This window comes from Fibrobacter sp., assembly GCF_017551775.1.
Classification (GTDB): Bacteria; Fibrobacterota; Fibrobacteria; order Fibrobacterales; family Fibrobacteraceae; genus Fibrobacter.
In genome coordinates, this window is sequence record NZ_JAFZKX010000009.1 from 1 (window position 1) to 16,243 (window position 16,243).

General features: G+C 52.2%; 13 protein-coding genes. 2 read left to right on the top strand and 11 right to left on the bottom strand.

Features of this window, described 5'->3' with window-relative positions; translation table 11 throughout:
- Nucleotides 1-515, top strand: a 515-nt coding sequence (locus IK012_RS00780; RefSeq protein ID WP_290949367.1) for a methionine adenosyltransferase domain-containing protein, incomplete at its 5' end; no start/stop codon positions are given.
- An 88-nt stretch (nucleotides 516-603) separates the two neighbouring features.
- On the opposite strand, the gene IK012_RS00785 is transcribed toward IK012_RS00780, so the two are convergent.
- The 6 genes from IK012_RS00785 to IK012_RS00810 all read right to left on the bottom strand — a co-directional run bounded on the left by IK012_RS00785 (nucleotide 604) and on the right by IK012_RS00810 (nucleotide 5,816).
- Nucleotides 604-1,500: a hypothetical protein gene (locus IK012_RS00785; protein ID WP_290949369.1), complete on the bottom strand. Its 897-nt coding sequence runs from the start codon at nucleotides 1,498-1,500 to the stop codon at nucleotides 604-606.
- A 61-nt stretch (nucleotides 1,501-1,561) separates the two neighbouring features.
- Complete coding sequence (locus IK012_RS00790) at nucleotides 1,562-3,379, bottom strand: CBM35 domain-containing protein (RefSeq protein ID WP_290949371.1); 1,818 nt, start codon at nucleotides 3,377-3,379, stop codon at nucleotides 1,562-1,564.
- 136 nt (nucleotides 3,380-3,515) lie between these two features.
- Nucleotides 3,516-4,436 (bottom strand): TraB/GumN family protein, encoded by a 921-nt coding sequence (locus tag IK012_RS00795; protein WP_290949373.1) that lies wholly within the window; start codon nucleotides 4,434-4,436, stop codon nucleotides 3,516-3,518.
- Between the two features lie 16 nt (nucleotides 4,437-4,452).
- A complete protein-coding gene (locus IK012_RS00800; RefSeq protein WP_290949375.1) occupies nucleotides 4,453-4,719 on the bottom strand; it encodes a hypothetical protein in 267 nt (88 codons plus the stop codon).
- A 37-nt stretch (nucleotides 4,720-4,756) separates the two neighbouring features.
- Complete coding sequence (locus IK012_RS00805; protein WP_290949377.1) at nucleotides 4,757-5,497, bottom strand: hypothetical protein; 741 nt, start codon at nucleotides 5,495-5,497, stop codon at nucleotides 4,757-4,759.
- A 19-nt stretch (nucleotides 5,498-5,516) separates the two neighbouring features.
- Entirely contained in the window at nucleotides 5,517-5,816 is a 300-nt protein-coding gene (locus IK012_RS00810; protein WP_290949379.1) for a hypothetical protein, read from the bottom strand.
- Between the two features lie 88 nt (nucleotides 5,817-5,904).
- On the opposite strand from IK012_RS00810, the gene IK012_RS00815 reads away from it, so the two are divergent.
- On the top strand, nucleotides 5,905-8,853 hold the full coding sequence (locus IK012_RS00815; RefSeq protein WP_290949381.1) for a hypothetical protein: 2,949 nt from the start codon (nucleotides 5,905-5,907) through the stop codon (nucleotides 8,851-8,853).
- A 99-nt stretch (nucleotides 8,854-8,952) separates the two neighbouring features.
- Here IK012_RS00815 and smc read toward each other — a convergent pair whose 3' ends face one another.
- From smc to IK012_RS00840, 5 genes are all read right to left on the bottom strand, one after another.
- Nucleotides 8,953-12,507, bottom strand: coding sequence for a chromosome segregation protein SMC (gene smc, locus IK012_RS00820; RefSeq protein WP_290949383.1), 3,555 nt, complete (start codon nucleotides 12,505-12,507; stop codon nucleotides 8,953-8,955).
- A 68-nt stretch (nucleotides 12,508-12,575) separates the two neighbouring features.
- Nucleotides 12,576-13,082, bottom strand: a complete 507-nt coding sequence (locus IK012_RS00825; RefSeq protein ID WP_290949385.1) for a hypothetical protein — start codon at nucleotides 13,080-13,082, stop codon at nucleotides 12,576-12,578.
- The gene (locus IK012_RS00830) at nucleotides 13,082-14,320 is read right to left on the bottom strand and encodes a hypothetical protein (protein WP_290949387.1); all 1,239 of its coding nucleotides are present in this window, start codon (nucleotides 14,318-14,320) and stop codon (nucleotides 13,082-13,084) included. The genes IK012_RS00825 and IK012_RS00830 overlap by 1 nt, the downstream gene beginning before the upstream one ends.
- A 24-nt stretch (nucleotides 14,321-14,344) precedes the next feature.
- A complete protein-coding gene (gene proB, locus IK012_RS00835; protein WP_290949389.1) occupies nucleotides 14,345-15,484 on the bottom strand; it encodes a glutamate 5-kinase in 1,140 nt (379 codons plus the stop codon).
- Nucleotides 15,485-15,537: 53 nt separating this feature from the next.
- A complete protein-coding gene (locus tag IK012_RS00840; protein WP_290949390.1) occupies nucleotides 15,538-15,900 on the bottom strand; it encodes a hypothetical protein in 363 nt (120 codons plus the stop codon).
- Nucleotides 15,901-16,243: the final 343 nt, after the last annotated feature.

Sequence of the window (16,243 nt, forward strand, 5' to 3'; positions counted from 1 at the left end):
AGCTTTTGGACAAGAAGACTCGTTACCTCGTGAACCCGACCGGCAAGTTCGTTGTCGGCGGCCCGCACGGCGACTGCGGCCTCACCGGCCGTAAGATCATCGTCGACACCTACGGCGGCATGGGCCGTCACGGTGGTGGCGCATTCAGCGGCAAGGACCCCTCCAAGGTGGACCGCAGTGCAGCTTACGCCGCCCGCTACGTGGCCAAGAATATCGTGGCTGCCGGACTCGCCTACCGTTGCGAAGTCCAGCTCGCCTACGCCATCGGCTACTCCAAGCCCGTGTCCGTGCTCGTGAATACTTTCAATACCGGCAAGATCGACGACCGCAAGATCGAAGAAATCGTCGCGAAGACCTTCGACCTCTCCCCGGCCGGCATCGAGAAGATGCTCGACCTTCGTAAGCCGGGCTACGTGGCAACCGCCGCCCTCGGCCACTTCGGCCGCACCGGCGCCCGCTTCACGTGGGAAAAGACCGACAAGGCCGAAGCGTTGAAGAAAGCCGCCAAGGTTTAATCAGTCACAATCAATTTACGAGAAGCGCCCGGCATTTGCCGGGCGTGACTTTTTTTCGTGATGGCGGACTTTAGTCCGTCTTTTTTGGCTACAGGCCTTCTTTCATCGTGAAGAGCGTCGTTATCTCGAGAGAATCCTCGACGCCGTATATATCGGAATAATGCGCCATCCAGGTGATGGTCGTATCGCGTTCGAGCGGCTCGTCCAGAAACGCATAAAGGACGAAGTCCCGATTCCTTTGTTTCAGCGGGTATTTCGTGACGTACGTTTGATAACAGGAAGAAAACGAAATCGGCTCCATCTCAAAAGACATTAAACCCGTAGCAGAATCTACAACGGTGCTGAATCCCGATGTGTAGGCCCCGATCCCATCCGGCAACTCATAAACATCGTCAAAGGTGTACGGGGTACTATATTCTACATGTCCATAATATCTCGTTCCGTCGTCGTATAGCGTGTCCAAGTCTATCACCAGCGTATCGAATTCCGCCCGCAGTTCATCGACATCCAGTTTCGGAGTCTCGATGTAGGGCGGGATATAGTCTATCAGGCGCTTCTTCGTGTAATTGATATAGGTCGTATCCAGGCGAACTTCGGTCCAGTGATAGTGATGAATAAAATGCTGTTCACCATCTTCCGATTCCACGACCTCTGTTTCTACTTCGCCAAGAGGTTCCTGCCCGGAATATGAATACATGACGCGGCAAGTCTGAACGACCCATGTCCAAACGCATTTAAAGTCGTCGTCACCGATTTCGCATTCCATCTCGTCTTTCGGGGCCGTTACCGTATCGAGATCCTTGCGGCCCTTGCCCGAGTAGTAGATAAAACTATACGCTTCCTTGTCCACGTAGGTCGTGTCGCAGACGGCATTTTCGGGACAAGGTTCCACGGCGGGGCCAGTACTAGAGTTTTCATCGCCGCAGGCCAAAAAGACAACAGCAATTAGAGGAAAAAAGGTCAGCCAAACAAGACGTTTCAACATACGGGTCCCAATTTAGAAAAGACCCGCATTTCACGGGCCCTTCCGTTTTTTTGCATCAGGTTTATTTCACCGCGATAAAGAATTTCTTGCTGATACCCGGCGCGGAGGCCTGCACCAGGTAAATCCCGGCACGGAGTCCCCTGGAAAGTTCGCGCGTGTTGCGGAGCGTCGCCTGGGGAACATTCCGTAACTTGTGAACGAGTTTGCCGTTCACGCCGTAAATGCTCACGCTGAACACGGTCTGCGGAAGCGCAACTCCAGAAAGCGTCGGGATCGAGTACGGCTTCGTTGTATCGGCTTCCGTCGAGTCATGCTTCGGCTTGTCGCTCGCGGTCGAATCGCTCTTTGTCGAATCCGCGACGGAAGAATCCTTTTTCGAGGTGTCCGGCGCGGCATCGAGCGCCTTCACGAGCGAGACACCGAACTGGTCGATGTTCGGACCGTCCTTGCCATCGAGCGTCGCAAACTTGACCGTATTCTCGCCGGCGGCCAAATTCAGATTCACCGAGACTGTCTCCCAAGTAGTCCATCCGACAGTAGCCTCAAAGGCTTGCTCCTCGCGGGATTCCCCGACGCCAATGGTGAGGGAGCGCGATTCTCCCGAGCCGTTCGAGAAATCGATATCAAACTTGTAGAGACCTGCCGCATCCACCTTCACGGGAATCGTAAAATCGCCGCCCTTGTCGAAATTCACGTAGCCTTCGCCGTTGAAGCCGATATTGCTGCTTTCAATGACTCCCCCGTTGATAGTTCCCTTCTCGGCCTGGTAGGCCTTTTCGGCCTTCTTCTCTACACTGCTGGAGCTCACCGGAATCGCTGAAGAACTGGATACGGGCGGCATCGCATCGCAGGCGGTGGGGCTTTCGAGATTGGCACCGGCACCGGCCTTCACGGCGGCTTCCACCTCGCTCGCCTGGAGCATGAAGCCCGTGTAATCGTAAGGCGGCGTGAACGAAGATCCCGTCCCCTTCGTATTTCCCGTGCAATTCGTAAAGATGTTATCGATGACCTCGTTTACGCCAGTGCCGTTCGCGTTCCCGGTGTAGATGGGGTTGTTCTCGTTGATGAACACGTTCCTTTCCGTGCGGACCGTGCACATATGGCCCGCCGAGATTCCGAGCACATCCGTCCCGTTCGTGATACTCGCGTCTCCCGTCAAAAGGTTGTTCACCACATGCACGTTCCCGTAGCGGCAACGAGGCTTGCGCTGGTTCGCCGCCTTCCACCAGTTGAACATGTAGGTCACGTTCAGCTTGCCCTCGCTCACGGGCTCGTTGTCGGAACTGCCAATGAGGTTCGAGAGATTATGCGTACTCTTTTTCTTGTAACCGAAGATGCACCAGGTGAACGTCACGTTGTCGGCGCCCTTTACCACGTCGGCGTTGCCGTCCTGGCCATCCCAGAATTCGCAGTGGTCGATCCAGATGTTCTTCGCCTCACCCTCGATGGTGAGGTTATCCCACGCCTGGTCGGCATTGCTGCCCGGCCCCTGAATGACGATGTTACGGACAATAATGTTCGACGCCTTGTTCGTGATGTGGATGGGCGCCTTCAGGAGCGTCCCCGGTTTGAGACCGATTATCGTCTTGTTCGAGGCCGTGATGTTCAGGCGGCTGCCGGAGGTTCCGCTCCAGCCGTTTCCGAGAGTCCCGTCGATGTAGATGACCCGCGGAGAAGAATCCTTGGCATACTTTTGCAGGTCGTCAAAAGTCTTTACGGTAATGGGGGCAGCATTCCCGCCGCCGGTCACCTCGAAAGCGGTGGACGAACGGCCCGAACGGGTCGCCCAGCCGATAGGCTTGCACTGGTCAACAGCCGCAGACGCACAAACCGCAAGCGCGCACAGCACAGGCAAAAATCTGGAAGAAAAATCGAACATTCCGCATACTCCTGGCGCCACCAAGCGCCTTACCCTAAAACTACCCTTTTTCAGCCCCGATAAACACGAACGGCTCAAAAAAACATTTACATGTTGTCCATGAGTAACGCAGGAACGCCTTTTTAGGCTTTAATCGTCAGTATTGTTCTACGGTCAAACCCTTATCGCGCAGCAACTTGAGGACGTTATCGCCCCTGCCCGTCATGTGCGCAGCCCCCACGACAATAAACACCTTGCGGTCTGACGAAAGGAAACTGGTAATGGATTCCGCCATTTTCCGGTTGCGAGATATATAGACACGCTCGTCGATTACCGCCTGAAGCAAGGAATCTTCGGCGCATCCATCTTCTTCGCCCAAGTACATGGCGGTTCGGAACAGCGAATCATCCCCCCTTTTCCAGGATTCCATCATCAGCGTAATCGACGAATCCATCAGTCGCAAATCCCTTATCGTCGATTTCAGGTAATATATTCCGATAGAATCCGGAACGCCTTCACCCGCAAGGGCGTTCACCTGTTCTTCGACAGTTTCAAGCGCAAGAATCTTTTTCTGCGTTTCATGAGCGCGATGCAGGAAGAAAAAGTCTATTCCAAACCTGGGATCAAAACCGCGTCTCATGACAGCGATGGAACCAATCGTCATCGCCGCAGCCCACGGCTTATAGCCGTATAACGCTTCCGACGGGATGTACCAAGAAAGGCAGAGGCTGTCAAACGAGCTCAGCAAACCTTCGGGCAAAATCTGGGCAAGCGTTTTGCCTTCTTCCAGTTTGCCCAGCAATTCCGTTTGCACTGCAATATCCTTCACCACCGCAGTGTCGGACATATCAAGTTCTACCGCGAGTTCATCGGAGGCATCGAACGCGTTCGTTATTACCGTATCCAGCGGATAGAACGAGCGATCCGCAAAATGGACACTCCCCATAAGGTACACGCTGGAATTCGAGTCCGAAATCTTCCAGAGCATATGCTTTTTGGGAGAATTCTTGTCGGTTGTGGTGCACCCCAGAAGGAACAGCACCGAGAAAAGACCGAGTAACGTTTTTCTCAACAACATATCGCGATTCTCTTTATTACAGCACATAAAGAGCCAGGACAATCGTAAGCGCGGCAAATAAAATTACAACCGGCACCAGGAACCAGAAGCAAAGGAACCCGACTTTCAGGTCGTAAAACCACATTTTCCAGCGACCCTTCCTCGTTTTGCAAATTTCTTCGCGGCATTCGGGGCAAATGTTGCCAATCCTGTTGCGCACCCGTATTGCGAGATTGCTCTGCAGGGGCGACATTCCGACCTTGTCGTTAAAGGCTCTATTGCATTTGGAACAAGTAGTTTGCATAAGAAAGCGAAGGCACAAAAATGAACTACGTTTTTAACTAGCGGCGCGTAACATGGAACGCCAACTGCACGAAATAGTTCTTATAATATTCACCGCCGTCTATTACAGAAAAGACAGCTCCAGCAAGACCGATACCCAATTTCCACCGTTTGCCTACATCAAATTCCTTTCCTACTTCAATCTGCAAATGCGTATTTATAGATCCAACCCCATCACGATTCCCATAAGAAAGTCCACCCAAGTCTAGACCCAAAAGAACACCAGAATAAAAACCGTTCATGACATGGCTTTCTTCTCGGAACGGATAAATTGTCGCACCCACGCCACCATAAAAGTGCTTGGACGTCGCCTGATTGAAAGTGTGTTTTTGTAGAACTCCCACCGAATCAGAGGATTCAATCTCATAAGTTCCTTCCGATTCAAAAGCTCCGGCTACAGCATACACGGCAACAAGCTGCTTGATGAGCACACCCATTTTAGCTTCTATGCTGGCGCCATAGCCAAAATAAGAACCGTTCGAATAAAATTCTTTACGTTCAAAACCTAAATCATAAGCATCGCCACTCCCCCAATGTTCCTCCCTATCGGGAACAAACGTAATCACACACCCAAGATCAAACGACATGAAGAAACTGCTTCTGTATCCCTGTTGCTTAGGGGCTGGAGTGCTGACGGAAGGAGCTGTCGAACCGTCATCGCTGTTCGGTGAAACAACATAAATAATGTCTGCAAATGCAGAAGCACAGAGCCAGAGGGCCAAAGAAACTATTTTTTTCATGCACATAAAATAGTAAACATTAGAAGAATTGCTTCAATAACATTTCATCAAAAAGAATAGATCTTGGCATACAGGTTGGGCACACCAAGGGACCGTACCATAGCAGATAGCGAAGCAAGCCTGCAGGGGGTAAAATGTCTTTTTTCAAATGAATAAAGCCAAAAACAGCAGTCAAACGTAAACAAATTTTTGTATTATTGGCGCCGCAAAAACGATAAAAGGAGTTATCATTGAATATCAAGCACCTATCTATTGCAGTTTTATGCGCTGCATTTGCCATTAATACAACATCATGCAGTGACGAAAATTCAGCATCCAACGATTTCAGTATCGTCAGTACACTGGATCCGGATGATTGTAACGACAAAAATGACGGGACCCTGAGGTTCGTCAAGCCCGAAGCTACAATGTACGCCTGTTCCGATGGCGAATGGATCGCCATGAACGCCCAGGATGCAATCAAGTACCGTTGCGATTACAACGAATTGAAAGACAAGGCGGGCTATGCAATTCTCTGCGACGGCGATACTATCGGAATTATCAAAAACGGCAAAAATGGCACCAACGTCGATACCGCAGCCATAAACAAGTCGATTAAAGACGCTCTTAGTTCCGCCTCCGCAAAGAACCAGAAAGATATTGAAGAAGCTCTCAAGAACTTGAGCAGCGCCTCGAGCAAACTTGACGAAGAAATCGATAACAAGTTCAGCGACGCTTACAGCAGTTGGAACTCAGAACTTGAAGACAAGTCTTGCGTCATCGCCGACACCATCCGCAACGTAAAAAATTCCGTCATCACCGTGACCATCCGTTGCGGAGAAGCTGAAACCAAGATGGAAATTCCCTTCACCGCAGTAAACGAGAACCTCGCCAAGGTTTACAACAAGTACGTGGTGGTGCGTTTCCCAGTGCAAGCCTCCAAGGAGAAAGCCGATTACATCTACGAAGAAATCTGGAAGAACTTCAAGGGCGGCGACAATGCCGAACTCACCGTAATGGACCTTGACGAAAATCTTGCGTCCAACGGCAAGGTGTTCTTGCAGGATTTATTCGCCTCTGCCAGCACTCCTTTTTTGACGATTGAAGAATCGAACAAAAAAACTGCGGAATACAAGATTGTTCGCCTCGAAGGCAACCTCAGCGTGACGAACCTGAGCACTCCGATTGTCAAGCTCCGCGTAAAGCTAAAAATGACCGACAACACGTTCAGCGCCTTTGGCGGATACGGTTCCAACGCAACGGATGTCATCTACAGCGCTTATGCCGACTTGTCCGAAGAGTCCGATACGGTTGTTGTCGACTTCTTGACCGACTACAAGGCAGCCCGCGTAAAGAACCTCGTTGATGCCGGTTCTGCATTTGCCGCCGCAAGCAAGCAGGCCAACAAGGAACTTGCCGACGCCCTTTACCTGGAACACCAGGGTAGCGAAGAATACCCGTCTTTCGAGCACTTTGTTCCGAATCAGATTGGCTTGGCAGAAAACTTCAACAGCATCGTTTGGGTGATGGCACTCATCAACCAACAGGACAAAACTCCGGGATTCAACCCGGTCTACAACGCATTCCGCAACGTCTTTGCCGAAAAAGGCAATTTCTATACCGCCGTCAATACGACTTATGCGGGCAAGGACCGCAGCATGTACTTTGTGGACTACCTCGCCCTGCTTATGGATGCATACTTCTATAAGAGGAATATGGGTTTAACTGCAGAATCGGATATATGGAATTGTTCGGACGCAATCAATTACACGATTGTGCAGAAAGGCTTTATCGATGTCTACAAGCTTGATGAATCCACGCTTATCGATTTCACGAATGAATATGGTTATAAAGCCAAGGTGTTTAAGTCTGAAGTGCAAAATGGATATTTCCGTTACTTTGAATTCGTAGAAGACAACAAAGTTTGGTATCCTATAGCGCATTGGGCTTCCGCCATTGCAGCGATAGAAAAAGGCGCTTGCAATGCAAAAATTGAAAACACGACCTTCTTCTATAGTTTTGAAGACATCGATGAAAATGTCATTTGCAAGTGCGAAAATGGTAAATGCTACTGGCTTGACACCAACGTATGCCTGGGCCGTAATGGACGCGATGCCGGCTATCGCTATGACCAAGATGACGGCATCGTTCCCTATGTGTGCGAAGAACAAGTTGTTTGTAGTGATTACACAGATACCACCAGTTGCGAAACTAGGCTTACCCCTGTTACTCATACTGAACCTCCGGCATCTTCGAGTTCGTCCAATGAAATAGATCTGGACGAAGCACTCAACGATCAATCATCTATTTTTTACCTCGGTGCATGCAACGAGAATAATATCGGCGACAAGGTTCTCGTTGACGAAAAAAACATTCAACGTTCCACAACGACCGAAAAAGCCTATTGGGCGTGTAACGGACAAAAATGGGGCAGGCTCAGCGATGAGATCGAAGCTGCGCAGGATGAACTTGCACGTTTAAATCAAAAAAATGTATTTCATACTGAACTGTATTTTATTGATGGGACTAGTGATGTTCAGAAACAGGCAAAAAAACTTATCAATATGTTATGCAACCTGAGCGATTACAAACGGGCAGAAGGATTGGCCGATCCTAATGCCTTTGTAGTCGAAGTGTCTCTCTTTGAAGGCGAAGCTCCGAAGACGTTTGTCGCAAGCGAAACGAGAAGAGATTGGCATGAAGTTTCAGTGAACGATACCCTTGGCTATTGCAATGATAGCTTGATGATAAACCAAACCGAGCTCAAGACACTCGGCGAGAAGAATTACAAGTGTAACTACATTACCGGCGGCAGCGAGTACTACGCTTGGATTTTAGCGGGCAGCCGTGATGAAAACAAGGAACTTGGAATCTGCACGACAAATCGCCTTGGCGAAGTTGTTATAGTCGATGAAACATTCTATAAATGTGACGGAAATATAATGGATGAAGCTTGCCGTGACAACCCGAATGCAGATGGATGTAATGAGGGGCACTTCCTGGAATTCCTTAACCACGAACCGACTAGTTCTACATCCACGGACTGGATAATGGTCGATAAGAGTCAATACGTGAACGAAAACGCAGAAAAGATGTTTGGTAGCTGCGCGAAGGGCAATGAAGAGTATCCCGGCAACGAAACTACAGATTTCGATGACCTCAAGGATTTTGAAGGAATGAAACTCAAGTGCGCTGTACCACTAGAAGGTCTTGCATGGGATGGCGCGTGGGTTGATGCCTCCATAGATTTTATGCTCGGCGAGGTTTGCAATACAAAAATATTGGATAAAGAAATTAAAGATGAACAGGGCAAAAAATACCTTTGCATGCAGAACGAGAGCTCCAAATTGCCAGAATGGGTTGAAGTGACGGAGTAATATCACTTATACTAGAATATGAAAAATCCCCGCGATTGCGGGGATTTTTTTAATGGTCTTATAAAAGAAGATGCCCAGCCGAACCGCTCAACATCAACTTTAAATCGCAAATTTTGTTGCGTCGGCGAGCTGAACGCTAGCGATGCGGGAAATACCCTTGATTTCCTGGGTCACACCGTAGAGCATGTCTGCTTCGGCCATGGTACGCTTGTTATGGGTCACCACGATGAACAAGGTCTGCTTGCTGAATTCACGGAGAAGCGCCATAAAGCGGCCCACGTTCGCATCGTCCAGCGGGCCGTCAACTTCGTCCAGCACACAGTACGGCGAAGGCTTTTCCATGTAGATGGCGAACAGCAGTGCCGTCGCAGTCAAAGCGTGTTCACCACCGGAAAGCGCCTTGATACCGCGCATCTTCTTTCCGGTCGGACGCACGTTAATTTCGATATCCGCATCGAGGATATCCATCGGCTTGCCGTTCTCGTCAAGCTTTTCCACGAGGCTCATCTTGGTTTCGCCATTCAGGAACAGCTTGCTGAACACGAACTGGAAGTTCTTCTGGATGCGTTCAAACGTTTCAAGGTAGCGCGTACGAGCGATATCGTCGAGTTTCGTAATCGTGCGGTCGAGCGAGGCGCGTGCACGGTCCAAATCGTCGAACTGCTTTTCGACTTCTTCCAGGCGCTTCTTCTCGTCTTCGTAATCTTCCATCACGTTCACGTTGATGGGCCCGAGTTCCTTCACCTTCGCGCGGATTTCACGAATTTCGCGGTCAGCTTCGGGCTGCGTGTATTCCACGCGTTCAATTTCGCCAGGTTCCTCGAGATTCACGTCCCAATCGGCAAGCATGCGTTCCTTGAGGCGGTCCACATTCGCCTGCAAAGCTTCGCGACGGCGGACAATCTCGTTCAGGTCCTTCATCTTGTCAATCATGTCGTCGCGGAGGCGGTTCACCTCGCTGCGCCATTCTTCAAGGTCACCCGCTACGAGTTCATACTTCTCGCGGGCCAAATCACGCCTATTTTCCAGTTCGCGGAGGGCGGAATCCTTTTCCTGCACCTGGCCGGCAATGGCATCGGCATCGACACGGAGTTTCTCGATGTTTTCGTTGTTCTTCTCGATTCCATCGCGGTACGACCTGATCGTATTCCCGAGGAATTCCATCTGGTCGGCAATGTTTTTCAGGCGGTTCGTGTTCTGCGTGAGTTTCGCGCTCTTGTCGAGAGCGCTGCGTTCCAGCTCACGGACATCCTCGTCCTTCTCGCGGAACATCGTCTCCTGTTCCTGGAGTTCGTCGTTCACGCGACTGTATTCGTCTTCGGCGCGGCTCGCGTTCACCTCGGCTTCGGCAAGTTCCGCATCGGCGTTCTTGGTGCTTTCGGCTTCTTCGATTCGCGTGCGGGCGCGGTTGCATTGCTCTTCGAGCTGCGCTATGCGGTTCCCACAGGAGGCGACAGTATTCTTCTGGATGGTGATTGCCGCATCCCCGCCATGCAGCGAGTTTTCCTTTTCGCGAATATCGTCCACCAGAGATTCGAGCATCTGGTTTTCTTCGGCCACGTTGTCCTGAATTCTCGCGATATCGGATTCCGCCTGAGCAATTTTGGCCTGCACATCAGCAAGCGAAGCTTCGGCCTCGGCAATCTCGTTCTTGCGGCTGAGCGTTCCGGAAGTCGGGCTGCCCGTAGATACGAGGCCCGCGGTACGTACCGTCGCTTCGGGAGCGACAAAGCACAGGTCCTCATTGCCATAGCGGGCAGAAAGTTCCAGCGCCGCGTCGAGGGATTCAACCAGGATATAGCGGGAAAGGAGCCCGCCGAGCCAAGCCTTCGTCACATCGTCCGCCTGCACAAAATTGAGCATGGGGCCGACAACGCCAGCACCCTCTATGGCTCCCGTAAATGCAGGGCGCGGTTTGGACGTGAGCGCCATCAGCGCCTGGCCCACATTTTCGGACTTGAGGGCAGAAACGATTTCTGCAAGGTTATCCGCATTATCGACCACGGTCGCCTCGAGCACGTCGCCCAGGGCATTTTCCACAAGGCCCGCATATTCGGGAGTCGCGGTAATGCGTTCAGAAAGAAGTCCCTGCGTCAGGTGCGCCTTGTTCTCGGCAAGCCAGTGGCTCGCGTCAGAACCTTCGTTCGCGACACTCTGCAAGACGTCGATACGCGCCTGGAGCCCGGCCTCCTCGCTTTTCAAGGAGGCGGCCTTCCCCTGCAATTCGCGCAGTTCCGCACCGAGGGATTCTACACGTTCCTCGCGTACGGACTTCTGTTCTTCCAAATTCGTAATTTCGTTGCGGGCATCTTCCATGCCCTGTTCAATATCCGCAGCAGCACGCTCAGCATTTTCCTTCTGCGTGCGGAGGGTCCCGAGTTCGGTCTCCCAGCCTTCGAGATTCGTCTGCAGCATGGAGACTTCCGCATCCATGCGTTCAAAGCGGCCCTTGAGCGAATTGAGCTTGTTGATGGCCGTAACACGTTCGTTGGAAAGTTCCCTAGACCTCTGGCGCAAGTCGTCGAGCTTGTCGCGCATAACCTGCAGGGTTTCGCGTTCACGCTCCAGGAGGGCGTTCATCTCGTCGACTTCGCTGTCGTTCCCGAGAACCGCATTTTCCTCTTCGAGGCGGCCCTGCTCCTGCGTAAGCTCGCCCACCTTCTGCTCGCTGCGGGTAATTTCCTCCTCAGCCTTCGCATTGGAAGATTCCATCGAGGAAATCGAATCGCGCAAGCGCACGATATCGTTGTTCAGGTTGTTGAGTTCGATGGTCGCCGCCTGCACCTCGCGTTCCAAATCGCGGTAGGCGTTCTCGTCTTCGCTGATATCGAGCTTTTTCTCTTCAATCTTGGTCTGGAGTTCCGTCGCCTTCGTCTTCGCGGATTCGACCTCATGCTCCATGCGGCGCGAGGAGGTATCGAGCGTATTCAGGCCCTCGATGAAATCCTCGAACTTGTCCAAGCTGACCGAAAGGTCCAGTTCGCGCAGGCGCTTGGTCAGCCTCTTGTATTCCTCAACCTTTTCGGCCTGAGTCTCGTACTGACGCACCGAGCGGCGCGTAGCCCTCAAATTGTCTTCCACGCGTTCCATATCCGTCTGGACGCGTTCCAACTGGCGCACGGCCTCCTTCCTCTGCTGGCGGTACTTGCTCACGCCGGCGGCCTCTTCAAATAGCACGCGGCGGTCGTCCGCCTTATCGCTCAGAACCGCCTTGATCATGTCGGCGTTCATCTGCGAATACGTACTGGAACCGAGACCCGAGTCGAACAGGAGCGCATGCACGTCGCGCAGGCGGCATTCCTGATTGTTGATGAGGTATTCACCCGAACCGTCGCGGTGTACGCGGCGGGTTACGATGACTTCGGAATATTCGGAAGAAAGCGTGCCATCGCTGTTGTCGATGACAATGGAAACTTCGGCAAGGCTCATGGCGGCACGTTCTTCAGTACCGCTGAAAATCACGTCCTGCATCTTGCTCATACGCAGGAGCGCAGCCTTCTGTTCACCCAAGACCCAACGGATGGCGTCGGTAATATTCGACTTGCCGCACCCGTTCGGGCCCACGACGGCGGTTAAGCCCTTCGTAGGGAAGTTGATTTCCGTCCTCTGGGCGAAGGATTTGAATCCAAAAATCTTTAACTTAGTAATCTGCACTAGAGTACAATGTAGTAAAAATATATGTAACAGGAGGTAGGCTCGGCATGGTATGAGTCAAGCCTAAATCAACGGAAGTCAAACTGGGCTTTTCCGTCTTCATCCTTCGAAACAACCAGATACTGGCTTCCACCTTCAAATTTCATTTCGACGTCGGCATATACCTGCTCTCTAACACCATCCTGAGAACAGTTAGCATCGGTTTCTTCCACAACATCGACGCCGTCCTTCTTCGCCAGGTAAACAGGCGTCTGTACAGTTTCACACAGGGCGCCCTTATACAAAGATTGACCATTCCACTTTTCAAACCGAACTCTCATGTGGAATGTTCCGACCCAGTCCTGCTCATAGACGCGGCTCCTTTCGCCAGGCTGAATCGTTTCGTCAATCCATGTCGAAACAGTTTTTCCATCCTCGGAAACGATACCGACCTCCAAAATAGCCACATCTGTCCTGTTCTCTATCTGGAGCCTGGTCGAAGAATCAACAAACCAATGGCTGAGGCATCCCGAAAGAACGGAGCAGCACACGAGCACAGCGGCAAGGACAAGGAAACTTCTAAGCGCCTTTTTCATTACTTGCCTCCCTGCGTGCTTTGACCGGACTTCTCATAACGGATGCCCTTCGCGGTAATCGTCTTCGAAGAACTTCCAGACGCATCGGACGCAGCCCCCGTAAGCGGGATCGTTTCCGCAGGCTTCTCCGGCGTATTCTTCCTCTTGACTTGCTTTGTTACAAGGTCGACCGGCTGGCGGCCATTCTTTGCAAACAGCATGTCATTCAAGCTTTCGAGATTGAAATGGAACTCGACAATCCACGTTCCCTTCGCATGGAAGAGGTGGTCGTATTCACTGGCCGCATTGTAGCCTATGCGCAAGATGGGCAGTTCAATCGCCCAGCCGAGCATCAGGTCGTCCCAGTTATCTTCCAGGACACGGCGACGAAGGCAGGTCAGTTCAAGAGCAACGAATCGCGAGGGATCGGGATAGTACTTGAGAGCCGCCGAATGGAACCCGTCATCAGGGAAGTCATACGACACTTCGGCATAGAGCCTCTGCCCATACAGGTTCTGTTCCCAGTTCACGCGGATAAAGTCATCATCAGCCCCGTCAATTCTTCGTTTATACATGGTCGCATCGATATTGGGCAGATACGTCCAGATACCCGAAGAAGCACCGCCGAATACGGCGCGGTCTTCCAAATCAAAGGAGAAGCGCAGAAGGCGCAAGTCCGCGCGGTGGAACTGGACCTGTGCGCTGATACGGCCATAACGCAGGTTCGCCCAGCTATAGAGCAACGAGTCATTTTCGGCCGGGAACACCTTTCCCACGTATTCCACGTTCTGGTGCTGCATACCGGCAGCAACCGAGTAACCCAGCTTCGCATTCGTATAGCCGACGCCCCAAGTAGTCACCGAGCGCACCAGACCGAAATCGCTATACCGCGGGAAGAAGAAATAATCCTCGGTATCCCAGCCGGAGCGTTCGAACCACAAAAGCAGATTCAGGTACTGATTTTCCTTGAACGGATGAGACGCCAGAAACGCTATATGGTGACGGCTCGCATAGCCTTCGTGTTCGCCGAAAGCGCTCCGGAGCGGAATCTGCGTCGAAAGCGGCGTGTAGTTGAATCCGATATCAAAGTACGACCCCTTTCCGAGCAAGAGCAAGTCGCCAATGTCGTGCAACTGGTTGTCGCGCATCCAGAAGCCGCCACTCGCAACCGTTTCCACATCGACAGCATCGGCTACGGCAGACGCAACCGCAAGGGGGATCGAAAGGAGGGCTATCTTTAAAGAACGGGAAAGACTCATGGCATTAAATATATAAAAGGCTAACTAGAAAACAACCAGGTCGTTCTTGTGGATGAGTTCGTCCGGGACGTCCTTGCCCAAAATTTCGTGCACCTGTGCCGTCTTCTTGTGCAGCACGAGCTTGAGCGTCTCGCTGTCAAAACCGGCGACACCGCGCGCGACCGCATCGCCAGAAGGGCTCAGGACCTCGATAAGGTCGCCCTTGTCGAAATGCTTCTTCACGGCGCACACGCCTACGGGCAACAAGCTAGAATGCTTTTCGCGGAGCGCCTTCACGCCGCCCTCGTCCACCACCACGGCCCCGCGCGGAGTCGTGACGAAACTGAGCCAGCGCTGGCGGCTGTTGAGCTTTTTCTTGGAGCCCACAAAAAGCGTACCCTCGGCATTCTCGAAAATCACCTGGTGCGGCAGCACCTTCATGCCGCTCGCAAGGAAGGCGTTGCAGCCGCTCTTCGTCACGTTGCGGATGGCTTCGAGCTTGCTGCGCATGCCGCCGGTACTCACCGCGGAACCCGTCTCGCCGGGCTTGCCGGCAAGGGCGAGCACTGCAGGCGTAATCTCGGGCACAAAGCGCAACAGGCGGGCGTTGGGGTTCTTCTTCGGGTTGTCGTCGAAGAGGCCGTCTTCGTCGGTGAAAATCAACAGCAGGTCCGCATCGAGGAACAGCGCCACGTCGCTCGAAAGCTTGTCGTTGTCGCCCACCTTGATTTCGGCGACCGCGAGGGAATCGTTCTCGTTGATGATGGGCACAATCTTGCGCGCCAGCATCGCCTTGATGGTGTTCTGCAAGTTCTTGTAGCGGGTGCGGTCGCGGAAGTCGTCGGCAGACAAAAGTATCTGGCCCACCGAGAGCTGCATCCAGCGGAACATTTCGCGGTAAGCGTACATGAGGTCGATCTGGCCCACGGCAGCACAGGCCTGCTTTTCGGCAAGCACCGTCGGCTTTTCCTTGTAGCCCAGCTGGCTCATGCCGGTACCTACGGCACCGCTCGTCACCACGACCACTTCCTTGCCCGCTTCCATGAGGCGGGCGACGGAATCTGCAAGTTTCTGGATATAACGGGTACGGACACCGCCCTTTTCGGAATCCACCAAGATACGCGAACCGATCTTGATTACGATGCGGCGGGATTCGTCCAAAATATTCTTTCGTAATTCACTCATACAGCTAAAAAATAGAATGTATCAGCGCAACGAAAAAAGTCACCGGGAAAAAACTAGCGGAAAATCGCCGTCTTGCCGTTTTCGAACCGGACGACACGTGTCGAACCAGTCGCCTTCAGCGACCCCTGCCAGATGCCGCTGCGGATAAAGACTCCGTTCACGTCGAACTCGCTGTAGCGCAGGCCCAGCAAGGAACCGCCCACCGGAGCCCCGCGCAAAACGAAGAGCGGTTTTTCGGTCGAGTCAGGAGTTGTCACATTCGCAGAATCACCCTGCTGGACGCCAGCGGAATCCGTCGGTTGCTCACCTACCGGAGTTTTTGCCGACGTGTCAGCCTGGGCGGGTTCCGACGATTCTGCAAGAACCTTTTTTTGAGGGAGACGGGCAGCGTCCTCATCGGAAAGTCCGCTACTCAAACCGCCTCCATACGGTCCCCAATTTGGACACTGCGAAGGATCTGTATCACATACTTTTTTATGGAGAATGTGACGATTATTCATTTGCAGCGAATCCGGCAAAATGCGGTCCAATAAGCGTTGGGCACTATCCTTCGTCATAACGATGATTCCCCATTCGACCCACTTGAGGAACTCATAGCGCAATACTTCCGTCAAAGAACGCATATTCGGATTTGATTGCAAGGCATAGACAGAAGCTTGTGCAATACGAGGCATAAAGAACACTGCGACAGCAGTATCCAATGTCGAGTAATATGCCAAACCATTTTCCAGCGAACAGTTGATATAGGACGTATCGACA

What these genes read in the sequence shown, in the direction of transcription:
- IK012_RS00790 (WP_290949371.1), bottom strand. Translation starts at nt 3,379, where the DNA reads ATGTTCGATTTTTCTTCCAGATTTTTGCCTGTGCTGTGCGCGCTTGCG.
- IK012_RS00830 (WP_290949387.1), bottom strand. Translation starts at nt 14,320, where the DNA reads ATGAGTCTTTCCCGTTCTTTAAAGATAGCCCTCCTTTCGATCCCCCTT.
- IK012_RS00800 (WP_290949375.1), bottom strand. Translation starts at nt 4,719, where the DNA reads ATGCAAACTACTTGTTCCAAATGCAATAGAGCCTTTAACGACAAGGTC.
- IK012_RS00825 (WP_290949385.1), bottom strand. Translation starts at nt 13,082, where the DNA reads ATGAAAAAGGCGCTTAGAAGTTTCCTTGTCCTTGCCGCTGTGCTCGTG.
- proB (WP_290949389.1), bottom strand. Translation starts at nt 15,484, where the DNA reads ATGAGTGAATTACGAAAGAATATTTTGGACGAATCCCGCCGCATCGTA.
- IK012_RS00805 (WP_290949377.1), bottom strand. Translation starts at nt 5,497, where the DNA reads ATGAAAAAAATAGTTTCTTTGGCCCTCTGGCTCTGTGCTTCTGCATTT.
- IK012_RS00785 (WP_290949369.1), bottom strand. Translation starts at nt 1,500, where the DNA reads ATGTTGAAACGTCTTGTTTGGCTGACCTTTTTTCCTCTAATTGCTGTT.
- IK012_RS00815 (WP_290949381.1), top strand. Translation starts at nt 5,905, where the DNA reads ATGTACGCCTGTTCCGATGGCGAATGGATCGCCATGAACGCCCAGGAT.
- IK012_RS00795 (WP_290949373.1), bottom strand. Translation starts at nt 4,436, where the DNA reads ATGTTGTTGAGAAAAACGTTACTCGGTCTTTTCTCGGTGCTGTTCCTT.